Annotated in this window: 21 protein-coding genes; 8 read left to right on the top strand and 13 right to left on the bottom strand. The window is 55.8% G+C overall.

The window, feature by feature from the left end:
- Positions 1-104: 104 nt before the first annotated feature.
- Positions 105-695, bottom strand: a complete 591-nt coding sequence (locus F153LOC_RS20190; RefSeq protein WP_100778368.1) for a DUF1454 family protein — start codon at positions 693-695, stop codon at positions 105-107.
- A gap of 112 nt (positions 696-807) precedes the next feature.
- Here F153LOC_RS20190 and F153LOC_RS20195 point away from each other — a divergent pair, with 112 nt between their 5' ends.
- Positions 808-1,227, top strand: coding sequence for a DUF805 domain-containing protein (locus F153LOC_RS20195; protein ID WP_100778369.1), 420 nt, complete (start codon positions 808-810; stop codon positions 1,225-1,227).
- On the opposite strand, the gene fpr is transcribed toward F153LOC_RS20195, so the two are convergent.
- The 4 genes from fpr to F153LOC_RS20215 form a co-directional block, all read right to left on the bottom strand.
- Entirely contained in the window at positions 1,228-1,974 is a 747-nt protein-coding gene (fpr, locus tag F153LOC_RS20200) for a ferredoxin--NADP(+) reductase (protein ID WP_100778370.1), read from the bottom strand.
- 96 nt (positions 1,975-2,070) lie between these two features.
- Entirely contained in the window at positions 2,071-3,081 is a 1,011-nt protein-coding gene (glpX, locus tag F153LOC_RS20205; protein WP_102105679.1) for a class II fructose-bisphosphatase, read from the bottom strand.
- A 98-nt stretch (positions 3,082-3,179) separates the two neighbouring features.
- Positions 3,180-4,688, bottom strand: a complete 1,509-nt coding sequence (gene glpK, locus F153LOC_RS20210; RefSeq protein ID WP_100778372.1) for a glycerol kinase GlpK — start codon at positions 4,686-4,688, stop codon at positions 3,180-3,182.
- A 21-nt stretch (positions 4,689-4,709) separates the two neighbouring features.
- Positions 4,710-5,555, bottom strand: a complete 846-nt coding sequence (locus F153LOC_RS20215; protein ID WP_102105678.1) for an MIP/aquaporin family protein — start codon at positions 5,553-5,555, stop codon at positions 4,710-4,712.
- Positions 5,556-5,948: 393 nt separating this feature from the next.
- On the opposite strand from F153LOC_RS20215, the gene zapB reads away from it, so the two are divergent.
- Positions 5,949-6,194: a septal ring assembly protein ZapB gene (gene zapB / locus F153LOC_RS20220; protein WP_100778374.1), complete on the top strand. Its 246-nt coding sequence runs from the start codon at positions 5,949-5,951 to the stop codon at positions 6,192-6,194.
- Positions 6,195-6,305: 111 nt separating this feature from the next.
- Here zapB and rraA read toward each other — a convergent pair whose 3' ends face one another.
- The 7 genes from rraA to priA form a co-directional block, all read right to left on the bottom strand.
- Positions 6,306-6,791 carry a ribonuclease E activity regulator RraA gene (gene rraA / locus F153LOC_RS20225; protein WP_100778375.1) on the bottom strand — a complete coding sequence of 162 codons (486 nt, stop codon included), beginning with the start codon at positions 6,789-6,791 and terminating at the stop codon, positions 6,306-6,308.
- 92 nt (positions 6,792-6,883) lie between these two features.
- A complete protein-coding gene (menA, locus tag F153LOC_RS20230) occupies positions 6,884-7,804 on the bottom strand; it encodes a 1,4-dihydroxy-2-naphthoate polyprenyltransferase (RefSeq protein ID WP_100778376.1) in 921 nt (306 codons plus the stop codon).
- A gap of 67 nt (positions 7,805-7,871) precedes the next feature.
- Complete coding sequence (hslU, locus tag F153LOC_RS20235; protein WP_100778377.1) at positions 7,872-9,203, bottom strand: HslU--HslV peptidase ATPase subunit; 1,332 nt, start codon at positions 9,201-9,203, stop codon at positions 7,872-7,874.
- A gap of 9 nt (positions 9,204-9,212) precedes the next feature.
- A complete protein-coding gene (gene hslV, locus F153LOC_RS20240; protein WP_100778378.1) occupies positions 9,213-9,743 on the bottom strand; it encodes an ATP-dependent protease subunit HslV in 531 nt (176 codons plus the stop codon).
- A 92-nt stretch (positions 9,744-9,835) separates the two neighbouring features.
- Positions 9,836-10,855 (bottom strand): cell division protein FtsN, encoded by a 1,020-nt coding sequence (ftsN, locus tag F153LOC_RS20245; protein WP_100778379.1) that lies wholly within the window; start codon positions 10,853-10,855, stop codon positions 9,836-9,838.
- A gap of 93 nt (positions 10,856-10,948) precedes the next feature.
- Complete coding sequence (gene cytR / locus F153LOC_RS20250; protein ID WP_100778380.1) at positions 10,949-11,974, bottom strand: DNA-binding transcriptional regulator CytR; 1,026 nt, start codon at positions 11,972-11,974, stop codon at positions 10,949-10,951.
- Between the two features lie 130 nt (positions 11,975-12,104).
- Positions 12,105-14,300 (bottom strand): primosomal protein N', encoded by a 2,196-nt coding sequence (priA, locus tag F153LOC_RS20255; protein WP_102105677.1) that lies wholly within the window; start codon positions 14,298-14,300, stop codon positions 12,105-12,107.
- Between the two features lie 273 nt (positions 14,301-14,573).
- On the opposite strand from priA, the gene rpmE reads away from it, so the two are divergent.
- Complete coding sequence (gene rpmE / locus F153LOC_RS20260; RefSeq protein WP_015960996.1) at positions 14,574-14,786, top strand: 50S ribosomal protein L31; 213 nt, start codon at positions 14,574-14,576, stop codon at positions 14,784-14,786.
- A gap of 317 nt (positions 14,787-15,103) precedes the next feature.
- Positions 15,104-15,784 carry an oligogalacturonate-specific porin KdgM family protein gene (locus F153LOC_RS20265; protein WP_102105676.1) on the top strand — a complete coding sequence of 227 codons (681 nt, stop codon included), beginning with the start codon at positions 15,104-15,106 and terminating at the stop codon, positions 15,782-15,784.
- A gap of 42 nt (positions 15,785-15,826) precedes the next feature.
- Here the strand turns inward: F153LOC_RS20265 and metJ are convergent, their stop codons facing one another.
- Positions 15,827-16,144, bottom strand: coding sequence for a met regulon transcriptional regulator MetJ (metJ, locus tag F153LOC_RS20270; RefSeq protein ID WP_015960995.1), 318 nt, complete (start codon positions 16,142-16,144; stop codon positions 15,827-15,829).
- 274 nt (positions 16,145-16,418) lie between these two features.
- Here metJ and metB point away from each other — a divergent pair, with 274 nt between their 5' ends.
- The 4 genes from metB (at position 16,419) to katG (ending at position 23,529) form a co-directional block, all read left to right on the top strand.
- Positions 16,419-17,579, top strand: a complete 1,161-nt coding sequence (metB, locus tag F153LOC_RS20280) for a cystathionine gamma-synthase (RefSeq protein ID WP_100778384.1) — start codon at positions 16,419-16,421, stop codon at positions 17,577-17,579.
- Between the two features lie 2 nt (positions 17,580-17,581).
- Positions 17,582-20,014, top strand: a complete 2,433-nt coding sequence (locus tag F153LOC_RS20285; protein ID WP_102105675.1) for a bifunctional aspartate kinase/homoserine dehydrogenase II — start codon at positions 17,582-17,584, stop codon at positions 20,012-20,014.
- Between the two features lie 238 nt (positions 20,015-20,252).
- Entirely contained in the window at positions 20,253-21,143 is an 891-nt protein-coding gene (gene metF, locus F153LOC_RS20290) for a methylenetetrahydrofolate reductase (RefSeq protein WP_102105674.1), read from the top strand.
- Between the two features lie 208 nt (positions 21,144-21,351).
- Positions 21,352-23,529 carry a catalase/peroxidase HPI gene (gene katG, locus F153LOC_RS20295; protein WP_100778387.1) on the top strand — a complete coding sequence of 726 codons (2,178 nt, stop codon included), beginning with the start codon at positions 21,352-21,354 and terminating at the stop codon, positions 23,527-23,529.
- The last annotated feature ends 164 nt before the right edge of the window (positions 23,530-23,693 follow it).

The following is a 23,693-nucleotide window of genomic DNA, read 5'->3' on the forward strand; positions in this document are numbered from 1 at the left end:
CTCCACGCTAAAAAAGCGAATTAAGGATTATGGCCGCCCGTGAGAGCAGCATGGTCTGTGAATCAGTATAGAGATTTTCCCTCGAAAGGCTTTGCTTTTTGTCATTAATTCGCCCCTCCGAGTGCGTCAGATAGCGCCAGCTTAATCGGTTCAACAGCGAAGGTCAGTCCCTTTTCACCGTTATCTGCGACCACATAGCGAATCGCGCCTTCCGTTTCGGCGTAGTAGCGCTTGTTTTTGCCGCTGGTCAGCAGTTTTTGCAGCTTTTGCTGGCTCTGCGCTTTGGTCAGGCTCGGGGTGAAGGCGCGCAAAATAGCGCTCATGTACTCCAGCGCTTTGGCTTTCGCGGCTTTTTGTTCTGGCCCCTGAATCGGCAGCCAGGTGATTTGCATGCTTTTGATTTTCAGCGTGCCGCGCTCCAGCGCCGTGGAAGCGTACAGGTTTTCGTTAATTTTGCTCGCGGCGCGCGTCAGGGTTGGCGTATCCCGCGCGCTGTCGATAGCGCGGAACTCGCCCAGCGCGAGTTTCGGGTTTTCTTTGTTGAAGGCTTCGCGAAACTGACTGATCGACTGATCAAACGATGGCGCGCCCTGCAGAAGGTAGGGTGCCGTTGCGGGGGCATCGGCGGCGAACAGGGAAAAGCTGGCACTCAGCAGGGTGAAACACAGCCAAAAAGGATAAGCCCAACTTTTCATCAACATTGTCCCTGAACGTAACTGTTCATGATTAAAACGATATCTGGTCTGCTTGTCAAAAAGTCACCACTCCAGGGTAAACTACGCGGCATACGATAATAAGGAACCTTACATGACCATACAGCAGTGGTTGTTTTCATTCAAAGGGCGTATCGGACGCCGTGATTTTTGGATCTGGATTGGCACGTGGATTGTCGCGATGCTGGTGCTTTTCGGCCTCGCCTATAACAACTGGTTAGGCACCCAAACGGCGGCGTTTGCGCTGGTGTGCCTGCTCTGGCCGACGGCGTCGGTTATTGTCAAACGTCTGCACGATCGTGGCCGGTCCGGTCTGTGGGCGTTGCTGGTGATTCTGGCGTGGATGCTGCTGGCGGGGAACTGGTCGATGTTGCCGTCAATTCTTCCGTGGGTGGTGGGAAAACTGATCCCGACCGTCATCTTTGTGATGACGATTATCGACCTGGGCGCATTTGTCGGCACCCAGAGCGAGAATAAATACGGTAAAGACACGCTGGAAGTGAAGTTCCGCTGATTACCAGTAGTGTTCGGCAGTCATATGGCCCGGTCGGCGACGCAAGTGTTTGGTCATCTGCCGGGAGTCTTTCAGCAACTGCTGGGTGTCGCGCACCATCTGCGGGTTACCGCACAGCATCACGTGGCTGTTTTCGGTGTTCATCGTCAGGCCGACAGCCGCTTCAAGCTCTCCGCTCTCAATCAGCGCCGGAACGCGCCCGGTCAGCGAACCTTCTGCCGTTTCGCGGCTCACCACGGTCTGGATTTTTAGCTTCCCTTCGTAACGCTTCTCCAGCGCCTGCATCAGAGGGAGATAGCTCAGGTCGGCGGCATACCGCGCGGCATGGACCAGCACGATGTTTTTGAAACGCTCCAGATCTCGCCCGTACTGCAAAATCGACAGATAAGGGCCGATGGCGGTGCCGGTCGCCAGCATCCACAGGGTGTCGCAGTCCGGGATTTCGTCCAGCACAAAGAAACCTGCTGCTTCGCTAACAATCTGAATCTCATCGCCCGGTTTCAGCGCCGCCAGTCGCGGGCTTAATTTGCCGTCTGGCACTGTGACCAGGTAAAACTCCAGATCCGGATTATCAGGCGCATTCACGTAAGAGTAGGCGCGCTGCACGCGTTCGCCGTCAATCTCCAGCCCCAGCTTGGCAAACTGCCCGGCTGTAAATGGGTGAATGGGAGCATGCACGGTGAGGCTAAATAGTGCATCGGTCCAGAATTCTACCTTTGTGACTTTTCCAGTTACCCACTCCGCCATGATGTTCTCCTGAGCTGTTTTCTTACGCTATCTTCCATTCTTGCGAGAGAGATTTCCAGCCTGCTGCGGCTGGAAAGCTCATTAGAACAAATTGTCCTACAGAATGTGCGTCTGTACGTTCGGGTCTTTGCGATCGAGATAGTGAATCGACTGAATGCGGCGGATGGTGCGTGATTTACCGCGAATCAGCAGGGTTTCGGTGGTCGCCATATTGCCCTTGCGGGTGATTCCGTCCAGCAGATCGCCTTTGGTAATACCGGTGGCCGAGAAGATGACGTTATCGCTGCGCGCCATTTCATCCAGACGCAGCACTTTGTTAGCTTCGATACCCATCGCTTTACAGCGCGCCAGTTCGTCTTCACCGATACGACGGTTCTCTGCGTTGTCGCCTTTGACATCGTGACGTGCCAGCAGACGGCCCTGCATATCGCCATCCAGCGCGCGAATCACGGCGGCTGACACTACGCCTTCCGGTGCGCCGCCGATGCCATAGAGGACATCCACTTCGCTGTCAGGCATACAGGTCAGAATCGACGCTGCCACGTCGCCATCCGGGATAGCAAACACGCGCACGCCCAGCTGCTGCATATGCGCGATGGTGACGTCGTGGCGCGGCTTCGCCAGAATGGTGACCGTGAGTTCGCTCAGCGGTTTACCCAGCGCAGCGGCGACGTTACGCAGGTTATTTTCCAGCGGCAGGTTGAGATCGATAGCGCCTTTTGCGCCCGGACCGACAATCAGCTTTTCCATGTACATATCCGGCGCGTTAAGGAAACAGCCTTTGTCGCCGACGGCCAGGACTGCCAGCGCGTTAGCCTGGCCCATGGCGGTCATGCGCGTACCTTCGATCGGGTCGACGGCGATATCCACCGCGTCGCCGTTGCCGGTACCGACTTTTTCGCCAATAAAGAGCATCGGCGCTTCGTCGATCTCGCCTTCGCCGATCACGATGGTGCCGTCAATGTTGACCTGGTTGAGCATAATGCGCATCGCGTGGACGGCAGCACCGTCAGCGATATTTTTATCGCCACGGCCTAACCATTTGTAGCCCGCCAGGGCGGCGGCTTCGGTTACGCGGGAAAATTCGATAGCAAGTTCACGTCTCATCAGATACTCATGCAGTCAAAAGGAATTGCACGAAGTTTATCACAGAGTGGGGGAGGGTGCGGTTTGATGCCCTCTCCGGGGGAGAGGGCAGATAAGGCTTATTCGTCGTGATCTTCCCACGCCAGAGCGCGTTTTACCGCTTTTTTCCAGCCACTGTAGCGAACGTTACGCTCGGTGGTTTCGATGCCTGGGCGGAATTCACGTTCGATCACCGCTTTCTCTTGCAGTTCGTCCAGGTTCTGCCAGAAGCCAACCGCCAGACCGGCCAGATACGCCGCGCCCAGCGCCGTCACTTCGCGGACTTCCGGGCGCTCAACGCGGGTGCCCAGAATGTCGGACTGGAACTGCATCAGGAAGTTATTCGCAACAGCACCGCCATCCACGCGCAGGGCGTGCAGACGGATGCCGGAGTCAGCCTGCATCGCTTCCAGAACGTCGCGCGTCTGGTAGGCGATGGATTCCAGCGTGGCGCGAATGATGTGGTTCGAGTTCACTCCACGCGTCAGGCCGAAGATGGCACCACGAGCATACGGGTCCCAATATGGCGCGCCGAGACCAGTGAACGCGGGCACCACGTACACGCCGTTGGTGTCTTTCACTTTGGTCGCGAAATATTCGGAATCGAACGCGTCGCTGATCAGCTTCATCTCGTCGCGCAGCCACTGAATGGACGCGCCCGCCATGAATACCGCGCCTTCCAGCGCATAGTTCACTTCCCCTTTCGGACCGCAGGCGATGGTGGTCAGCAGGCCGTTATCGGATTTCACCGCTTTCTCGCCGGTGTTCATCAGCATAAAGCAGCCGGTACCGTAGGTGTTTTTCGCCATCCCTTCTTTCACGCACAGCTGACCAAACAGGGCCGCCTGCTGGTCGCCGGCGATACCGGAGATGGGAATACGCGTGCCGCCTTTACCGCCAATGTTGGTCTGGCCGTAAACTTCGGAGGACTTGCGCACGTCCGGCAGCATGGCGCGTGGGATATCCAGCGCGTCCAGCATCTTGTCATCCCACTCGAGAGTGTTGATGTTGAACATCATGGTACGCGAGGCGTTAGTGTAGTCGGTGACGTGCACGCGTCCCTGGGTCATTTTCCAGATAAGCCAGGTGTCCACGGTGCCGAAAAGCAGTTCGCCGCGTTTTGCGCGCTCGCGGGAACCTTCCACGTGGTCCAGAATCCACTTCACTTTGGTGCCGGAGAAGTACGGGTCCACCACCAGACCGGTGGCGTTACGGATGTACTCTTCCATGCCGTCGCGCTTGAGCTTCTCGCAGATCTCCGCTGTGCGGCGGCACTGCCAGACGATGGCGTTGTAGATCGGTTTGCCGGTTTCGCGTTCCCAGACAATTGCCGTTTCACGCTGATTGGTGATACCAATTGCGGCAATTTCGTCGGAGCTGATGTCGGCTTTCGCCAGCACTTCAACCAGGGTGGAGCTTTGGGTGGCCCAGATTTCCATCGGGTCGTGCTCAACCCAGCCTGGCTTCGGATAAATTTGTTCGAATTCGCGCTGCGACACGCTGACGATATTCGCGTCATGATCCATTACGACAGCGCGGGAGCTGGTAGTGCCCTGGTCGAGCGCAACGATATATTTTTTGTCGGTCATAGTATGTGTCCCGTAGTCAGATTACAGCGAAGCATTTTGTTGTGTGGCAGAGGTCGTTTCCTTCTCTTCTTCCACACAGGTGTCGCACGGTAAGTGGCGACCAATTAATTTACGATAGCCGAATGCACCCAGCGCAGCCCCTACAATCGGGCCAAACAACGGCACCAGGAAGTAAGGAATATCTTTCCCGCCAGTGTAGGCAACGTCGCCCCAGCCAGCGAAGAACGCGAAGGTTTTCGGTCCAAGGTCACGCGCCGGGTTCATCGCAAAGCCGGTCAGCGGCCCCATGGATGCGCCGATTACCGCAATCAGCAGGCCAATCAGCAGCGGTGCCAGCGGGCCACGCGGAATGCCGTTGCCGTCATCGCCCAGCGCCATAATGACGCCCATCAGAATAGCGGTAATCACCATTTCAACCGCGAACGCCTGCACAAAATTGATATGTGGGTTCGGATACGTGGAGAAGATACCCGCCAGATCAAGACTTTCGACGCTGCCGCGCACCATATGATGCGTCTGTTCGAAGTCGATGAAAAGATTGTAATAAAGCCCGTAAACTAACGCCGCTGCGCAAAAGGCGCCGGCAAATTGCGAAATGATGAAAGGGATAACTTTGCGTTTGTCGAAGCACGCGAACAGCCACAGCGCGATGGTCACCGCCGGGTTAAGATGTGCGCCGGAAACCCCTGCGGTCAGGTAGATGGCCATCGCCACACCCAGACCCCAGATAATGCTGATTTCCCACTGGCCAAACGTGGCACCCGCCACTTTCAGTGCAGCGACACAGCCTACCCCGAAGAAAATCAACAACCCGGTACCAAGGAACTCGGCGATGCACTGGCCTTTTAAGGTTGATGTCTGACTCATAATCGGAATCCTGAAGAAAGATGAATGTTATTGTTAGCGCAGCGACTGAGCGGCCACGATGTCCTGTAGACATGGTGTTAATTTATCGTTAACGAGCAAAAACGAGAAATATCGAAATCAAAATGTGTGTGCTGCGTCAATAAAATGAGCGTTATCGCGCCATAAAGCGCATTTTTGCATCATTTTGCAAATGAGAGCTGAATCATTTCATTAACTAAAGTATTAACAATTTAGGGGTATATGCAGCGAACGCACCAGGACCAGGCCGAAAAGTGTTGCAAACCGCAATCTGCGCGGTGTGCCGCTGGACAGGGACGGCGGCGCTCCATACAATCGACAACTATATGTCGTGCGCGTTTTCGTTAAAGCGTCGCCTTGCAATTCAGGAGAGGTATGACCATGTCATTAGAAGTGTTTGAGAAACTGGAATCGAAAGTACAGCAGGCGATTGACACCATCACGCTGCTGCAGATGGAAATTGAAGAGCTGAAAGAGAAAAACAATTCGCTGTCGCAGGAAGTGCAGGCTGCACAACATGGCCGTGAAGAGCTCGAGCGCGAAAACAGCCAGCTGCGTGAGCAGCAGAACGGCTGGCAGGATCGTCTGCAGGCGCTGTTAGGGCGTATGGAAGAAGTTTAATTCCCCGTCCTCTTTCGCGCCGTAACAGCTTTGCTATAGCGCGAAATCGTCAGGGGAAGGGTGACGCAGAAAAGTAGGCCGGGTAAGCGTAAACGCCACCCGGCTTTTTTATTACTCGATATCCAGCGGATCTTCGGAAAGGATAATCCCGGTATTGTCGGCGTAGAGATGGTCGCCAGAGAAGAAGGTTACGCCGCCGAAGTTGACGCGCACGTCGCTTTCGCCGATGCCGTCACCCGCCGCGCCGACCGGAATCGCCGCGATGGCCTGGATGCCTAAATCCAGCTCTTCGAGATCGTCCACCTGACGCACCGCGCCATACACCACCAGTCCTTCCCACTCGTTTTGCACGGCAAGACGGGCAAGGTCGGCATCGATTAACGCACGACGCATAGAACCCCCGCCATCGACCAGCAGAATGCGACCACGGCCGTTCTGTTCGAGAAGTTCATACAGCAACCCATTATCCTCGAAACATTTTACCGTGATGATCTGTCCGCCAAACGATGACCGTCCTCCAAAGTTGGAGAACAGCGGTTCCACGACGTTGACATCTTCCTGGTAGATGTCACAAAGCTCGGAAGTATCGTATTTCATAGGTTTAATGTCTGGTTGCTGCGAATGTGTTCAGTATATCGCGCGAAACGCATTGTTGGCAAAATCATCAATTGTTAATTGATATTTGTCAGTTAACCGATCGTCTGGCTTAACACAATTCCGATGACAAACAACAGATTAGTCAGCAGCGCGCCTTTTACCGTGCGTTCGAGCATCGGCGGCATCGCGGCAGGACTCATCTCGCGCATCACGAAACGGGCCTGTTTAATCAGCAGCGGCGCGGCCAGGACGAACAGCCAGCCCCAGATGCTGTGCAGTGAAATCAGGTTAAACAACGCCAGGCAGACCAGTGCACCCATCAGCAGAGCGGCGTGATAGCGCCGCGCGTTGACCGGGCCTAAGCGCACTGCGAGGGTGTTTTTGCCGTTCAGACGGTCGCTGTCGATATCGCGCAGATTATTGATGTTCAACACTGCCGTTGCCAGTAAACCGCAGGCGGTGGCCGGCAGGAAAATGGCCGGGATCAGCGTGTGTGCCTGCAGATACCAGCTCCCCATGACGCTCAGCCAGCCGAAAAACACCAGCACGGAGATATCACCCAGGCCAATGTAACCGTAGGGACGCGTACCCACGGTGTAAGTGATTGCCGCCACGATAGCCAGCCCGCCCAGCACCATAAAGCCGATGAAATCCGCGGTGGTTTTACAGGCCACTGACACCAGCGACAGACCCGACAGACAGATCAGCACCACGGTGATAACCAGCGCGCGCTTCATCTGCGCCTGAGTAATCACCCCTTTTTGCATTCCGCGCAGCGGCCCGATACGGTCGGGTTTGTCACTGCCTTTCACCGCATCGCCATAGTCATTGGCGAGATTTGAGAGGATTTGCAGCAAACCGGCCGTGATAAGCGCCAGCCCGGCGACCAGCGGATCGAAATGCCCCTGCCACCATGCCAGTGCGGAGCCAACGACGATGGCAGCGAATGCCAAAGGTAAGGTCTTAGGACGCAGGCTTTCCAGCCACGCCTGAGTACGGCTGATATCAGTCATAGTATTTAGCCAATAAAAATGGGGGCAGTAGCCCCCATCAATGATGATGAAATTACATTAAGCGCGATTATAGGATAAAACGGCTCAGATCTTCATCTGCCACTAACGCATCCAGATGTTTACTCACATAATCTGCATCAATGGTAATACTCTGACCGTTCAGATCGCTGGCCTCATAAGAGATATCTTCCACCAGACGCTCCAGCACCGTATGCAGACGACGCGCACCGATGTTCTCGGTGGTTTCGTTCACCTGCCACGCGGCCTGTGCGATGCGTTTGATACCGTCTTCGGTGAACTCAATGTTCACGCCTTCGGTCGCCATCAGCGCTTTGTACTGCACGGTAATGGAAGCATTTGGCTCGGTCAGGATGCGCTCGAAATCTTCGGTGGTCAGCGCCTGCAGCTCAACGCGAATTGGCAGACGGCCCTGCAGTTCCGGGATTAAATCGGAAGGCTTAGCCACCTGGAATGCACCAGATGCGATAAACAGGATATGGTCGGTTTTGACCATGCCGTGTTTGGTCGACACGGTGCAGCCCTCAACCAGCGGCAGCAGGTCGCGCTGAACGCCTTCGCGGGACACGTCCGGGCCGTTGGATTCGCCGCGCTTACAGATTTTGTCGATTTCATCGATGAACACGATACCGTGCTGCTCAACCGCGTCGATAGCGTCTTGTTTCAGCTCTTCCGGGTTCACCAGTTTTGCCGCTTCTTCTTCGATCAGTAGCTTCATCGCGTCTTTGATTTTCAGCTTACGCGGTTTTTGCTTCTGGCCGCCCAGGTTCTGGAACATGGACTGCAGCTGGCTGGTCATCTCTTCCATGCCCGGAGGGGACATGATTTCAACACCCATAGGTGCCGCGGCGAGATCGATTTCAATCTCTTTGTCGTCCAGCTCTCCTTCACGCAGTTTTTTGCGGAAGGACTGGCGCGCCGCAGAAGGCTCAGCCGGTTGCTCGGACTGTCCCCAGTTATTTTTCGCCGGTGGGATCAGCACGTCGAGAATACGCTCTTCCGCCATCTCTTCAGCGCGGTAGCGGTTTTTCTCGATCGACTGAATGCGCACCATTTTAATCGCAGAGTCGGTCAGATCGCGGATGATGGAATCCACTTCTTTCCCCACGTAGCCCACTTCGGTGAACTTGGTGGCTTCGACTTTGATGAACGGCGCGTTGGCGAGTTTCGCCAGACGACGGGCGATTTCGGTTTTACCGACACCGGTCGGGCCGATCATCAGAATGTTTTTTGGCGTCACTTCATGGCGCAGCTCTTCGTCGAGCTGCATGCGGCGCCAGCGGTTACGCAGGGCAATGGCAACGGAGCGTTTCGCGTTATCCTGGCCAATGATGTGCTTGTTCAGCTCGCTGACAATTTCGCGTGGGGTCATTTCAGACATGGGAGATCCTTACGCTTTAGAGTTCAATTCTTCGATGGTATGGAAGTGGTTGGTGTAGATGCAGATATCACCTGCAATACCCAACGCCTTCTCGGCAATTTCGCGGGCGCTCAGTTCGGTATTTTCCAGCAGAGCGCGCGCTGCGGCCTGGGCGTAAGGACCGCCGGAGCCGATAGCAATCAGATCGTTTTCTGGCTGAACGACGTCACCATTACCGGTAATGATCAGCGACGCGTTTTCATCGGCGACGGCCAGCAGCGCTTCAAGTTTGCGCAGCATGCGGTCGGTACGCCAGTCTTTCGCCAGCTCAACGGCGGCTTTGACCAGATGGCCCTGATGCATTTCCAGTTTACGTTCAAACAGTTCAAACAGCGTAAAGGCGTCAGCGGTGCCGCCAGCGAAACCGGCGATCACTTTGTCGTTATACAGACGGCGAACTTTCTTCACGTTGCCTTTCATGACGGTATTACCCAGCGTGGCCTGGCCGTCGCCGGCAATTACCACATGGCCGTTACGGCGTACACTTACAATTGTTGTCACGAGCAGACCCCCTGGTTACAAATTGGGAACAGATACCCCGAGCCTGTGCTCGGGGCTGAATAGAATGATAGATGGGGGGGATTTTGGGGGTTTCAACCCCCGGAAGCGAGTCGAATGCAGTTTGTGTGGCCGGCGATCTTAAGACGGCTAATGGTCCCATCGGCATTATCTTTGCCTTTGACCGGGCCAATGACCACGCGATTCCAGCCGTTATTGGTGGTAATGCGTGAATCAAATCCTTCGAACGCGAGCTGGGCGCGCACGGTTTCGGCCTGCTCTGCGCCTTTAAACGAACCGCACTGAACCATCCAGCGGCGCTCATCTTTTTTCTCTGCCGTCTGCTTCGGCGCCTCGGTTGCCTGTGCCACCGGTGCGCTCTGCTGTGGCTGCGCTTTAGGCTGCTGCGCGGCGGTATGCGCAGGCGTTTGCAGCAGATCCTGATACGGCTGAGTCGACGTCGCCGGTTTTTGCGTTTGCGTTTTCGGCGGCTGTTGAACTGGCTGAGTCTGCACCGTACGCGTTTGTTGCTGCGGCTGCTGATACGGTTGTTCCGTCACGCGCGGCTGCGTACGAGGCTGCTGCACTGGCTGCGTTTGCGTCCACTGCTGCTGTTGTTGCTGTTGCACTTGCTGCTGAACCTGGCGCTGACGTTGCAGGGTTTGCTGGCGCTGCTGTGGCGTCTGTTCATTCCACGGCACTTCGTTCAGCTGAGTTGGCTGCTGGCGCATGTCGGCCTGCATCTGGGCCAGCAGCTGGCGCTGTTCGTTGGTCAGCTGATCGGCGTTTTTCACTTCACCACCGGCGGAAGGCTCAGTGGGCGCACGCACACCCGGCTGACGGCTCTCCAGCTCTTTGATATAGCGCCAGCGCTCTTCCGGTTTTGGCGGCAAACCATTGCCTACGACCTTGTTGCCCTGAAGGGCTTCAGCATCTTCTTTCTTGTGGTGAGTAATAAAGTACAGACCACCGATGAAGGCCACCAGAACGGCGGCAGCAATCGCGACCATTGCTGGCGAGACAGAGGGCAGGCTACGCTGCTTGCTCCGTGAGGTGCTCTTTTTGCGTCGCGAAGGTGCCGGCTGGCCGCGACGTACATAATCTCGTTGTGCCACTATCGTTTCGCTGTATTTATTCGTTCGTCAGCCCGCCATGTTACTTAAGCGGCGGGCCTTTGACCAGATAAGGGAGTCTGAAAGACATTTACTTTAAGTAAGCGCCTGTGTGGAGCCTCGAATGATCAGCTCGCAATCGAGTAAACGCGAGCCGCTGCTGACCGTTTGACCGTGCAGCTGATCGAGAAGCAAGAGCATCGCTTCGCGGCCAATGTCGTAGCGCGGCTGTGCGACCGTCGAGAGCGGCGGATCGCAAAACTCGGAGAGCGAAATGTTATCGAAGCCAATGATGGACAAGTCTTTTGGCACCCGCAGACCGCGACGTTTGGCGTAGGACAATGCGCCCAGCGCCATCACATCGCTGTGACAGAACACGGCGGTTGGCGGCTCTGGTTGCGCGAGTAATTTTTCCAGTGCGAGGCCACCGGCTTCGAGGGTGAAATCGCCACGGGCGATGTAATGTGGATCGACCGTCACACCCGCGCGACGCAGCGCCTGAACGTAACCCTGCAGGCGATAGTGGCACAGCGGCATCTCTTCCGGCCCGGCGATACAGCCAATGCGCTTGTGCCCAAGTTCCTGAAGATAATTCACGGCGTTAAAGGCGGCGGTGAGGTTATCGATGTGGACGGTCGGCAGCTCCAGTTCTGGCGCGAACTCATTCGCCATTACCATCGGCGGCAGATTGCGTTGCTCTTCGATACTGGCATCAAACGGCAGGCGCGAGCCGAGCAGCAGCATGCCGTCGATCTGCTTGGTGATAATCAGGTCAATAAAGGTTTTTTCTTGCTGATTCTGGTGGGCACAATCGCCGATCAGCACCAGATAGCCTTGTTCCGCAGCGGTCACTTCAATGCCACGGATTATTTCGCTGAAGAAGGGATCGCAAATATCCGGCACGATAACCAGAATTGTACGCGATTCGTTACGCTTTACATTACGCCCCATGGCTTGCGGCAAATAGCCCACTTCCAGCGCCGCCTGCTCGACGCGATTACGCGTCGCCTGAGAGACTTTATCCGGGTTCATTAATGCGCGGGACACCGTTGCCGTGGATACTTTGGCTCTCTGGGCAACGTCTTTCATGGTCGCCGAAGCAACCTCTTTCCTGGACTTCAACGTCTTCTCCTCGCAGGACCACCGAACTTCTGACGCATCCATTTTTACAGATAGTTTGTGGAAGCGGTTACAGAATTTTCATAAAAAGTGTGAGGTGCGTTAAATTTTTCGATCACTCTCGCAGCAATCGTTAACCTTCAATCGGATCGACGTCGAGAACCCACTTCACTTTGCGCGCCTCGGGCAGGGTATTGATCAGCGCCAGCGTGCCGCTGATGACGTGTTGCAGACGTACACGCGACGGGTGCTGGAGCAGAATCTGCCAGCGATAGCGGCCACCGCGTTTAGGGGCCAGCGCCGGGACCGGGCCTAATATCCACAGCTGATTGTCCACCAGCGGGCTGGCCTGCAGCAGATTGCGAAGCTGCTGCAGGAAAAGTGGGGCCTGCTGATTGTTATGATCTTCAGCGCGGATAATCACATGGCTGGTCCACGGCGGCAGCTGCAGGGTCTGACGCTCGGCCAGCGCCTGCTCGGCAAACGCGTCGTAGCCTTTATGCAGCAAGGTTTGCAGCAGCGGATGTTCGGGATGATGGGTTTGCAGCACCACTTCGCCCTGTTTTCCGGCACGTCCGGCGCGGCCTGCAACCTGGGTATAGAGCTGGGCAAAGCGCTCGGCGGAACGGAAATCGGCGGAGAACAGTGCGCCATCGACATCCAGCAATGCCACCAGCGTCACGTCCGGGAAGTGGTGGCCTTTGGCCAGCATCTGCGTACCAATCAGAATACGCGCACTGCCGCGATGCACTTCGGCTAGCTGTTGTTCAAGCGCCCCTTTACGGCTGGTGGTATCGCGATCGATACGCGACAGCGGTACGCCGGGGAAGAACGGCGCGAGCGCCTGTTCAAGCTGCTCGGTACCCAGACCCACAGGCACCATATGCGTGGAGCCGCACGACGGGCACTGGCGCGGCACCGGGCGCTGGCTGTCACAATGGTGGCAGCGCAGATGATGCTGCGCCTGGTGCAGGGTGTAGTAGTGATCGCAGCGCGGGCACTCGGCAATCCAGCCGCAGTCGTGGCACAGCAGCGTCGGCGCGAACCCGCGGCGGTTCAGGAACAGAATCACCTGATTGTCGGCCTGTAAGTGCTGACGCATACGGCTGATGAGCGCGGGAGCCAGCCCCGCCTGCACCGGCTGACCTTTCAGATCCAGCACGTGCTGCGTCGCCGGGCGTGCATTTCCCGCGCGGCGCGTCAGACGCAGCATGTGATATTTGCGCTGACGCACGTTATGCAGCGTTTCCAGCGCAGGCGTTGCTGAGCCAAGAATAATCGGAATCTGCTCGCTGTGCGCCCGATACACCGCCAGATCGCGAGCGTGATAACGCCAGCCTTCCTGCTGCTTATAGGAGCTGTCATGCTCTTCGTCGATCACGATGACGCCAAGATTTTTAAAGGGTGTAAAGAGTGATGAACGGGTGCCAATCACAATTGCGGCCTCACCGTTTTTGGCTTTCAGCCAGGCGCTGAGGCGCTCGGTATCGTTTAAACCGGAGTGCAGCACCTCCACCGGGGCGTTAAAGCGTTCGCGAAAACGGGCGATAGTTTGTGGCGTGAGGCCGATTTCCGGCACCATCACCAGCGCCTGTTTGCCCTGAGCGAGCACGTTTTCGAGAATACTCAGATAGACTTCAGTCTTACCGGACCCGGTGACGCCCGCGAGTAACCAGGCAGAGAAACGGTCGGAGGCGCTGTGAATGGCCCCTACGGCGGTGGCCTGCTCGGTGTTAAGACGCAGGCGATCGCCCGCCACGGAGAACCCGGTGCGCCAGTCCACCAGCGCCGGAGATTCGCTGGCAAGCTCGCAAAGACCTTTCTTGCGTAACCCTTGCAGCGCCGCGTCGTTAAAATCCAGGTCAGTCACCTGATGACGCCAAATCCTTCCCTGACGCAGCGCGGCAAGCGCCTGCTGCTGTTTAGGAGAGCGCTTAAGGCTGTTGATATCCACGGCCTGGCCCTGCTCGGTGGCAAACCAGTACCACATCGGCGCATGGCTGGCGCTTTTGCCCTGACGCAGCAGAATCGGCAGGGCGTGGAACAGCACGTCGCCAATCGGGTGATGATAATAATCAGCGGCCCACAGCAGCAGCCGCCAGACACTGGACGAGTAAACCGGCTCGTCGTCCAGAACTTCGACCACGGCTTTCAGTTCGTTGAGGGGCAGCTCGCTTTTATCGCTTACTGATACTACGATCCCGACGCGCTGCTGCTTACCAAAGGGCACGCTCACGCGACAGCCCGCTTTGACGCTCATGCTGTCGGGCAGCAGATAGTCAAAGGTGCGGGGAAGCGGAACGGGCAGGGCAACGTGAGCGACGGGCATCGAATCTTCCTGACTTGAAAAGTGGCGCGTTAGTATACACATTAGTTGCTGTAGGCGTGCGGATCAGTTTGCATACACTGGTTGAATTCTGTATGATTCGCCGCCTTTGGTGTAGGTTTATCCGCATCAAAATAGCTATTACCCGAAGATTTCGCGCTGCTGGAATGCAGCTAACGCAGAAGCGGCGAGGAAGGCTACGGGCAATTATTAACATCGCGTGGTGTCTGGCGTTAGGGCTGGAAGAGCGACGCGGCCTTAACTGAGGTTCTCCCCATGAAAAAAGATATTCACCCGAAATACGATTTTATTACTGCAAACTGCTCTTGCGGTAACGCGATCAAAATCCGCTCTACAGTGGGTCACGATCTGAACCTGGACGTTTGTGGTCAATGCCACCCGTTCTACACTGGTAAGCAGCGTGATGTTGCAACCGGTGGCCGTGTTGACCGCTTCAACAAGCGTTTCAGCATCCCGGGCGCTAAATAAGCTCCCCGAAAAAAAAGCGCCGAAAGGCGCTTTTTTTGTGCCTGTAATATCCGTCCTGAATAAATCCGCATTTAATATTTATCTTAAAAATAAATAACCAGGTACTGTTGTATTTAATATATTCGTCTGGTGTATTCTTTAACGGTTAGTGAACTGCATCTTCGTATTCTTTAATTCTTTGCCATTGTTTTTCTTTGTGTGTCAAAAAATAAAAGGTTTCCCTCATTGCGTAAAATTACACTTCGCTCGACATAAATTCTTATTTGCCATTTCATCTGCAATGGCTTTCAGGGCGCGTTTACTTCGAGGGAACTGTTATGAAAATGAAGCAACTGTTATTTGTGCTGCCATTATTATCTTGTGCAGCGCAAGCGGGATACGTTGATTACCGACACGAGTATTATGACGACGGGCGTAACTACGACCGTGTGTACATGTCTCATCGCTTTGGCACTGGGTTTGGCGTGGCTGTGGAGGCGGTATCTCGCTCCGATGAGAAGCAGTCTAACGACGCGCTTAATAATATGGAAAGTAACAGCAACGAATATACCGCCAGCTATCAGTTCACCTGGCAAAATTTTATCTGGCAACCGGGCGTCGCTGTAGAAATGGGTGACGACATGACCATTTATAAGCCTTATCTGCGCGTGCAATATAATATTAATGACAGCTGGTGGACGGCCTTCCGTTATCGTACAGAATACACTCGCCGTAACGCGGATGGTAAAGACGACCGTATGGTTTATCGCCCGGAAATGTGGCTGGGTTATAATATTGATAACTGGATGTTCGAGCTGAACGGAATTTATAAGTTCGCCGACAACGAAGATCTGTATAACAATAAAAAAGAAGATTACGAATATAACTTCCGCGTGGCTTATAACATCGACTCATGGATCCCGTTTATCGAAGTGGGCAACGTCTCTTCAGGCTATAACACGGCCACCAGCGACGATCGCCAGACGCGTCTGCGTGTCGGCCTGGGCTACAACTTCTAGGAAACCATCCCGCTGAGTCACCTCAGCGGGATCACACCGCAGTTAGTATTCCCACGTATCCGGGTCGATACCCAGTTCACGCATGATCACTTTCGCCGCTTCCGGGATTTCATCGCTACGCTCTTTGCGCAGGTCTTCATCGTTCGGCAACGGCTGACCAGTAAACGCATGCAGAAATGCTTCGCACAGCAGTTCGCTGTTGGTCGCGTGACGCAGGTTGTTCACCTGACGACGCGTGCGTTCATCGGTGAGGATCTTCAACACCTTCAGAGGAATGGAAACCGTAATTTTCTTTACTTGTTCACTCTTCTTACCGTGCTCAGCGTATGGGCTGATATATTCGCCGCTCCATTCAGCCATGAGACCTTTAATCCTCTTTGTCATTAATAAAGGCTAAAACCTTACCTTTTATAAGGCTTTTAACCGTAATCTCGCGTAGTTTACCGTAAGGACGATACCGTGACACGGATATTGCGTCGGCGGCGTGTCCTAAAGCATGTAATTTTAACGGCTATTCTCGCATTGCTCAATCTATACGCAAAGAAGTTTAGATGTCCAGATGTATTGACGTCTATAGTTTCAGTGTTTACTCTGGTGCCTGACTTTTCACCTCTTTCGCCAGGAAGCCTTCACCATGACGCGTAAACAGGCCACTATCGCAGTGCGTAGCGGATTAAATGATGACGAGCAGTACGGCTGCGTTGTCCCGCCGATTCATCTTTCCAGTACATACAATTTCACCGGATTTAATGAACCCCGTGCGCATGACTATTCGCGTCGTGGCAACCCTACGCGTGACGTGACCCAGCGCGCGCTGGCGGAGCTGGAAGGCGGTGCAGGCGCGGTACTGACCAATACCGGCATGTCAGCCATTCACCTGGTGACGACCGTGTTCCTGAAACCTGGCGATCTGCTGGTGGCTCCGCACGACTGTTACGGCGGCAGCTACCGTCTGTTCGACAGCCTGGAAAAACGCGGCTGTTACCGTGTTTTATTCGTCGATCAGAATGACGAAAAAGCGCTACAACAGGCGCTGGCCCAAAAGCCAAAGCTGGTTCTGGTGGAAAGTCCAAGCAATCCATTACTGCGCGTTGTCGATATTGCGAAAATTTGTCAGCTCGCAAGGGATGCGGGAGCGATAAGTGTAGTGGATAATACGTTCCTCAGTCCGGCGCTTCAGAACCCACTTTCGCTGGGTGCGGATCTGGTATTGCATTCATGCACCAAATATTTGAACGGCCACTCGGACGTGGTCGCCGGGGTGGTGATTGCAAAAGATCCGGAGGTTGTCACCGAACTGGCATGGTGGGCCAATAACATTGGCGTCACCGGCAGCGCGTTCGACAGCTATCTGCTGTTGCGCGGTCTGCGTACACTGTCGCCGCGCATGGAAGTGGCACAGCGTAATGCCCAGGCGATTGTCGAATTCCTGAAAAAGCAGCCGCTGGTGAAAAAGTTATATCACCCGTCGCTGCCGGAAAATCAGGGCCACGAGATTGCCGCGCGTCAGCAAAAAGGTTTTGGCGCGATGTTAAGTTTTGAACTGGATGGCGATGAGCAAACGCTGCGTCGCTTCCTGAGCGGGTTGTCACTGTTTACGCTGGCGGAATCCTTAGGGGGAGTCGAAAGCTTGATCTCCCACGCCGCGACAATGACGCACGCAGGCATGGCGCCAGAGGCGCGTGCCGCCGCCGGAATTTCCGAGACGCTGTTACGCATCTCAACCGGTATTGAAGACTGTGAAGATTTAATTGCCGATCTGGAAAATGCCTTCCGGGTCGCAGCCAAGGGGTAATCATGAGTGTGATAGCGCAGGCAGGGGCGAAGGGTCGCCAGCTGCACAAGTTTGGTGGTAGTAGTCTTGCTGATGTGAAATGTTACCTGCGTGTCGCAGGGATCATGGCGGAGTATTCGATGCCGGGTGACATGATGGTTGTCTCGGCGGCAGGCAGCACTACCAACCAGTTGATTAGCTGGCTGAAATTAAGCCAGACCGATCGCCTTTCTGCGCATCAGGTTCAACAAACGTTACGCCGCTATCAGAGCGATCTGATCGCCGGCCTGCTGCCTGCGGACGCGGCAGACAGCCTCATCAGCGCATTTGTTCACGATCTGGAGCGCCTGGCCGGATTGCTGGACAGCGGCGTGACCGAAGCAGTTTACGCTGAAGTGGTCGGCCACGGTGAAGTCTGGTCTGCGCGCCTAATGGCGGCAGTCCTCGAGCAGCAAGGGCTGGAGGCCGCGTGGCTGGACGCGCGCGATTTCCTGCGCGCTGAGCGTGCGGCGCAACCGCAGGTCGACGAGGGCCTCTCTTATCCTCTGCTGCAACAGCTTCTGGTGCAGCATCCGGGCAAACGCATCGTCGTGACGGGCTTTATCAGCCGCAGCAACGCGGGCGAAACCGTGCTGCTGGGCCGTAACGGCTCGGACTACTCGGCAACGCAAATCGGTGCGCTGGCGGGGGCGTCGCGCGTCACTATCTGGAGCGATGTGGCCGGGGTGTATAGCGCCGATCCGCGCAAAGTAAAAGACGCCTGTCTGCTGCCGCTGCTGCGTCTGGACGAAGCCAGTGAGCTGGCGCGTCTGGCAGCACCGGTGCTGCACGCCCGTACCTTACAGCCTGTTTCGGGCAGCGATATCGACCTGCAGCTGCGCTGTAGTTACACCCCAGATAAAGGTTCGACCCGCATCGAACGCGTACTGGCCTCGGGCACAGGCGCACGCATCGTGACCAGTCACGATGATATTTGCCTGATCGAATTCCAGGTGCCTGCCGGACAAGATTTCAAACTGGCGCACAAAGATATCGACCTGATCCTCAAGCGCGCCCAGGTGCGTCCTCTGGCCGTTGGCGTGCACAATGACCGCCAGCTGCTGCAGTTCTGCTACACCGCCGAAGTGGCCGACAGCGCGCTGAAAATCCTTGATGAAGCCGGATTACCGGGCGAACTTCGCCTGCGTCAGGGGCTGGCGCTGGTCGCGATGGTCGGCGCGGGTGTCACCCGTAACCCGCTCCATTGCCACCGTTTCTGGCAACAGCTGAAAGGCCAGCCGGTGGAGTTCACCTGGCAGTCGGAAGAGGGCATCAGCCTGGTCGCCGTGCTGCGTAAAGGCCCAACCGAGAGCCTGATTCAAGGGCTGCACACCACCCTGTTCCGCGCGGAAAAACGTATCGGCCTGGTGTTGTTCGGTAAGGGGAATATCGGTTCCCGCTGGCTGGAGCTGTTTGCCCGCGAGCAAACGACGCTCTCTGCACGCACCGGTTTTGAATTTGTATTAGCAGGCGTGGTGGACAGCCGCCGCAGCCTGCTGAACTACGACGGGCTGGACGCCAGCCGCGCGCTCGCATTTTTCAACGATGAAGCCGTCGAGCAGGACGAAGAGTCCCTGTTCCTGTGGATGCGCGCGCACCCGTACGACGATCTGGTCGTGCTGGACGTCACTGCCAGCGAGCAGCTGGCCGATCAGTACCTCGATTTTGCCAGCCACGGTTTCCACGTTATCAGCGCGAACAAACTGGCCGGCGCAAGCAGCACCGATAAATACCGCCAAATCCACGACGCGTTTGAAAAAACCGGTCGTCACTGGCTGTATAACGCCACTGTGGGTGCCGGTCTGCCGGTGAACCACACCGTGCGCGACCTGATCGACAGCGGTGACAGCATTCTGGCAATCAGCGGTATCTTCTCCGGTACCCTCTCCTGGCTGTTCCTGCAGTTTGACGGCACCGTTCCGTTTACGGACCTGGTGGACCAGGCGTGGCAGCAGGGGCTGACGGAGCCGGATCCGCGTGTGGATCTCGCCGGAAAAGACGTGATGCGCAAGCTGGTCATTCTGGCGCGTGAAGCGGGTTACGACATTGAGCCAGGCCAGGTGCGTGTGGAGTCGCTGGTTCCGGCCGGTTGCGAAGAGGGGTCGGTCGATCACTTCTTCGAGAACGGTGAGGAGCTGAACGAACAGATGGTGTCACGCCTGGAAGCGGCACGCGAAATGGGGCTGGTTCTGCGCTATGTGGCGCGTTTTGACGCCAACGGCAAAGCCCGCGTCGGTGTTGAGGCCGTTCGCCCTGAGCACCCTCTGGCGGCGTTGCTGCCGTGCGATAACGTCTTCGCCATCGAAAGCCGCTGGTACCGTGATAACCCGCTGGTGATTCGTGGGCCAGGTGCGGGGCGCGACGTCACCGCCGGGGCGATTCAGTCAGACATTAATCGCCTGGCGCAGCTGCTGTAGTCTTTTTGATTCCCTCTCCCGACGGGAGAGGGCAAGGGTGAGGGCGCCAGACCGCGCTCACCCTGCACTTCTCCCCGCCATCATGAACGTTCTTCATCTTTCCTGAACATTCCTCACCGTTAATGCCGATGATTTCTGTTGACGTCATCCCGCTTTTCCGTCATTTTTACATCCAGACGTCTAAATGGATAGATGTTTATAAACAGCAATAATTATCACGCGATTGATGAGGTAAGGTATGAGCTTTTTTCACGCCAACCAGCGGGAAGCCCTGAATCAGAGCCTGGCTGAAGTGCAGGGCCAGATTAACGTCTCTTTTGAATTCTTTCCGCCGCGCACCAGTGAAATGGAGCAAACCCTGTGGAGCTCAATCGATCGCCTGAGCAGTCTGAAGCCGAAGTTCGTCTCTGTGACTTACGGTGCCAACTCCGGTGAGCGCGACCGTACGCACAGCATTATTAAAGGCATTAAAGATCGCACCGGTCTGGAAGCGGCACCGCATCTGACCTGTATCGACGCGACCCGCGACGAACTGCGCACTATCGCCCAGGACTACTGGGACAACGGTATTCGCCATATCGTCGCCCTGCGCGGCGACCTGCCACCGGGCAGCGGTAAACCGGATATGTACGCAACCGACCTGGTGGCGTTACTGAAAGAGGTCGGCGATTTTGATATCTCTGTGGCGGCGTATCCGGAAGTGCATCCGGAAGCGAAAAGCGCGCAGGCCGATCTGCTCAACCTGAAACGCAAAGTGGATGCCGGTGCAAACCGTGCGATCACACAGTTCTTCTTCGACGTGGAAAGTTATCTGCGTTTCCGCGACCGCTGCATCACGGCGGGCATTGATGTTGAGATCATTCCAGGTATCCTGCCGGTGTCCAACTTCAAGCAGGCGAAGAAATTCGCCGACATGACCAACGTGCGTATCCCGCTGTGGATGTCAAAAATGTACGAAGGGCTGGACGATGATGCCGAAACGCGCAAGCTGGTCGGTGCCAATATCGCGATGGACATGGTGAAGATTTTAAGCCGCGAAGGGGTCAAGGACTTCCACTTCTACACCCTGAATCGCGCCGAAATGAGTTACGCCATCTGTCACACCCTCGGCGTACGCCCGGGTCTGTAATCGACAAACCCTCTTCGGAGGGTTTTTTGTTTTCTTCTCCCTCCGCTTTCCCTGTCATATCAACGCCACCGCCCCTGCACACAATAGGCAGATAATTTCCAGGGTCAATTAAACGGAAATAACTATCGAATCCGTGCGTTATCTCAACTATACCTTCTAAGCAGAGGTGTATATCTTTAAGCTAAATACTGTAGAGGGAGCATGAGAGATGAGCACAGACGATACCCATAACACGTTATCAACCGGACAGTGCCCTTTTCATAAAGGCGGGCCTGACCAAAGCGCGGGCGCTGGCACGAACAGCCGCGACTGGTGGCCCAAGCAACTTCGCGTCGATCTTTTGAATCAACATTCCAACCGTTCTAACCCGCTGGGTGAAGACTTCGACTACCGCAAAGAATTCAGCAAACTTGATTACTCCGCCCTCAAAGGCGATCTCAAAGCCCTTCTGACCGATTCTCAACCGTGGTGGCCTGCCGACTGGGGCAGCTACGCGGGCCTGTTTATTCGTATGGCATGGCATGGCGCAGGCACCTACCGTTCCGTTGACGGTCGCGGCGGTGCAGGGCGCGGTCAACAGCGTTTTGCACCTTTAAACTCCTGGCCGGACAACGTCAGCCTTGATAAAGCGCGCCGTCTGTTATGGCCGATTAAGCAAAAATACGGACAGAAAATCTCCTGGGCCGACCTGTTTATCCTGGCCGGTAACGTGGCGCTGGAAAACTCCGGCTTCCGTACCTTTGGTTTTGGTGCCGGGCGTGAAGATGTCTGGGAACCGGATCTGGATGTGAACTGGGGTGATGAAAAAACCTGGCTGGCTCATCGTGATCCGGAAGCGCTGGCGAAACGTCCGTTAGCCGCGACTGAAATGGGGCTGATTTACGTCAACCCGGAAGGGCCAAATGCCAGCGGTGAACCACTGTCTGCGGCGGCGGCTATTCGCGCCACCTTCGGCAACATGGGTATGAACGACGAAGAGACCGTGGCCCTGATCGCGGGCGGTCACACGCTGGGTAAAACCCACGGCGCCGCAGAAGCGACGCATGTTGGCGTTGATCCAGAAGCCGCACCGATTGAATCCCAAGGTTTAGGCTGGGCGAGCACTCACGGCAGCGGCGTGGGCGCAGACGCTATCACTTCCGGTCTGGAAGTGGTCTGGACGCAAACCCCAACTCAGTGGAGCAACTACTTCTTCGAGAACCTGTTCAAATTCGAATGGGTGCAGACGCGCAGTCCGGCAGGCGCAATTCAATTCGAAGCTGTCGACGCGCCAGAGATGATTCCTGATCCGTTCGACCCGTCGAAAAAACGTAAGCCAACCATGCTGGTCACCGACCTGACCCTGCGTATGGACCCGGAATTCGAGAAGATTTCTCGTCGTTTCCTCAACGATCCGCAGGCGTTCAACGAAGCCTTTGCCCGCGCGTGGTTCAAACTGACGCACCGTGATATGGGGCCAAAAGCGCGGTACATCGGTCCGGAAGTCCCGAAAGAAGATCTCATCTGGCAGGACCCGCTGCCGCAGGCATTCTTCCAGCCGACGGCTGCGGACATTGAAAGCCTGAAAGCAGAAATTGCAGCTTCCGGGCTGTCCGTTAGCGAACTGGTGTCGGTTGCCTGGGCGTCGGCTTCCACCTTCCGTGGTGGCGATAAACGCGGAGGTGCCAACGGGGCGCGTCTGGCGCTGGCACCGCAGCGCGACTGGGATGTTAACGCCGCTGCAGCGCGCGCGTTGCCAACCCTCGAGGGCATCTATAAGTCTGCCCATAAAGCGTCGCTGGCCGACATCATCGTGCTGGCCGGTGTGGTGGGTGTTGAACAGGCTGCGAAAGCGGCAGGGGTTTACATCACCGTACCGTTCACGCCAGGCCGCGTGGATGCGCGTCAGGATCAGACGGATATTGAAATGTTTGAGCTGCTCAAGCCGGTTGCCGATGGTTTCCGTAACTATCGCGCTCAGCAGGACAGTGCGACGACAGAATCTCTGCTGATCGACAAAGCCCAACAGCTGACGCTCACTGCGCCAGAAATGACTGCGCTGGTGGGTGGGATGCGTGTTCTGGGGGCCAACTTTGACGGCAGTCAGAACGGTGTCTTCACCGATCGCGTGGGTGTGCTCAGCAACGATTTCTTCGTCAATCTGCTGGATATGAACACCCAATGGAAAGCCACCGATGACTCAAATGAGCTGTTCGCTGGCAGCGATCGTCAAAGCGGAGAGGTGAAATACACCGCAACGCGTGCCGATCTGGTGTTCGGTTCCAACGCGGTTCTGCGTGCACTGGCAGAAGTGTATGCCAGCCAGGATGCCGGTGAGAAGTTCGTGAAGGACTTTGTCGCCGCCTGGGTGAAAGTGATGAATCTGGACCGTTTCGACCTGCTGTAATTCTGTACAGATGAAAATCCCCGCTCTGGCGGGGATTTTTTTTATCCCTGCATGAACACCACCTCCTATGGAGGTGGTCAGCAATAAGTTGGCTCTGCCAATAATGCTACTCATGGGAAAATCCGAATCTGTTATCCCCATAACTGATAAGGATTTAACCATGA

Origin of the sequence: Lelliottia sp. F153 (assembly GCF_002870005.1) — a bacterium.
Taxonomy (GTDB): Bacteria; Pseudomonadota; Gammaproteobacteria; order Enterobacterales; family Enterobacteriaceae; genus Enterobacter; species Enterobacter nimipressuralis.